At 41.6% G+C, this 2,018-nt stretch carries 3 protein-coding genes; all 3 read right to left on the bottom strand.

Going from position 1 to position 2,018, the window contains the following annotated elements; translation table 11 throughout:
• On the bottom strand, positions 1-231 hold a 231-nt coding region (locus tag F1E73_RS16785; protein ID WP_150452633.1), incomplete at its 3' end, for a SufE family protein.
• A gap of 91 nt (positions 232-322) precedes the next feature.
• Positions 323-1,549, bottom strand: coding sequence for an aminotransferase class V-fold PLP-dependent enzyme (locus tag F1E73_RS16780; RefSeq protein WP_150452632.1), 1,227 nt, complete (start codon positions 1,547-1,549; stop codon positions 323-325).
• Between the two features lie 30 nt (positions 1,550-1,579).
• On the bottom strand, positions 1,580-2,018 hold a 439-nt coding region (locus F1E73_RS16775; protein WP_150452629.1), incomplete at its 5' end, for a SufB/SufD family protein.

Below are 2,018 nucleotides of genomic sequence, written 5' to 3'. Positions count from 1 at the left end.
TGTTATAATGGCATCGCTATCAGCGGTAAATACCAATTTATCATCATTTAATTCGGCATGTACCCATACTTTGCTCTGGCAACCTTTAATGATATTGTCGTCGGTTTTGTATTGCTCCTCGATTAGGGGAAGTGATTTTCCCAATTCTATCATATATTCATAACGCTCCATCCAATCGTCAAACATGGAGAATTCCGCTATAATCTCTTCCTGTATTTCTTGTATACTCATAGTGTTAATTTATCCTGTCATATGGATTTTCATTGCAAAAGTACAACACACAGCACTTATATTCAAGAAGATATAGATGGTGTTATGGATTTTAGATCAACATGGACTTAGCGCGCTTTACCCCTGCGACCAATATATCTACCTCTTCCTTAGTGTTGTAAAAACTGAAACTTGCCCTTACCGTTCCTGGAATCTTATAAAAGTCCATTATAGGTTGTGCACAATGGTGGCCAGTCCTAACGGCAATTCCCAGCTTGTCTAAGATGCTTCCTATATCATATGGATGTAATCCTTCTATATTAAAGGAAATAACCGCTGTTTTGTTGCTAGAGGTGCCATAGATTTTTAAACCTTCTATGGTTAAAAGTTGTTCAGTAGCATAGGTTAATAGCTCGTGTTCGTACTGGGCAATGGCATCAAAGCCAATGTTGTTCATATAATCCAATGCCGCGCCAAAGGCTATTCCTCCTGCAATGTTTGGGGTCCCGGCCTCAAACTTATGGGGAAGGGCTGCATAGGTGGTCTTTTCAAAGGTCACCTCGGCAATCATTTCCCCACCTCCTTGGTAGGGAGGTAATTTATTTAGCCATTCCTCTTTTCCGTAAAGAACGCCTACCCCAGTAGGGCCGCACATTTTATGGCCCGATACCACATAGAAATCAACGTCTAATTGCTGTACGTCTGCTTTAATATGGGGGGCTGCCTGTGCGCCGTCTAACAATACCGCTGCGCCAACTTTATGGGCCGCACTGATAATTTCTTCAATGGGATTTATTGTTCCCAAGGCATTGGAGACGTGGTTGCAGAATACCAGCTTTGTTTTATCGCTTAATAGTTTTTGGTATTCTTCCATTACTAATTCCCCTTCTATATCCATGGGAATTACCCGTAAAACCGCTCCGGTGCGGTCTGCTAGCATCTGCCAGGGAACAATGTTGGAGTGGTGCTCTAAGGCAGATACGATTATCTCGTCCCCCGCTTGTAATAGGGAGGCAAAGCCATTGGCCACTAAATTAATACCGAAGGTAGTACCAGGGGTAAATATAATTTCGTGGCTTTTGCGAGCGTTAAAATGCTTTTGAATCTTTTGCCTGGCCTCCTCATACACATCCGTTGCTTCCTGGGAAAGGGTGTGGACCCCTCTGTGAATATTGGAATTATACCGCTTGTAATAATCCACTATAGCATCAATAACCATCGTTGGCGTCTGTGAAGTGGCGGCATTGTCCAAATACACAAGAGGCTGGCCATGGACCTTCCTGTTTAGTATGGGAAAATCTTTACGGACGGATAGAATATCGAGTACAGTGTTTATCATAATAGGAATTAACTAACTAAACGGATGTCCTTATAGGTCAAAGCCAATATTGACACCTAATTTTTTAGCGATTATTTTATTGATTCTAGCTTTTAGTTCTGGAATGCGAACCGTGGACAAAACGTTGTTGGCAAAGGCATACATTAATAAGGCCTTGGCCTCCTTTTTTGGAATACCTCTAGACTGTAAATAAAATAAAGCCTCGTCATCCAATTGTCCAATGGTACAACCATGCGAACATTTAACATCATCCGCGAAAATTTCTAGCTGTGGCTTGGTATTAATCGTAGCCTTGTCACTCAACAGGATGTTGTTGTTCTGCTGAAATGCATTGGTTTTTTGAGCAATCTGATCTACGATAATCTTACCGTTAAAAACAGCAGTTGCACTTTCATCGTAGATACCTTTGTAATCTTGGTAGCTTTCGTTGTTTGGCTTAATATGGTGTACCAAGGTGTGGTGGTCTACA

Source organism: Arenibacter lacus (assembly GCF_008711145.1).
In the GTDB taxonomy this organism is placed as follows: domain Bacteria; phylum Bacteroidota; class Bacteroidia; order Flavobacteriales; family Flavobacteriaceae; genus Arenibacter; species Arenibacter amylolyticus.
This window is presented reverse-complemented; position numbering and strand designations above follow the sequence as displayed.

Coding starts and splice junctions, on each gene's coding strand:
- F1E73_RS16780 (WP_150452632.1), bottom strand. CDS start 1,549: ATGATAAACACTGTACTCGATATTCTATCCGTCCGTAAAGATTTTCCC.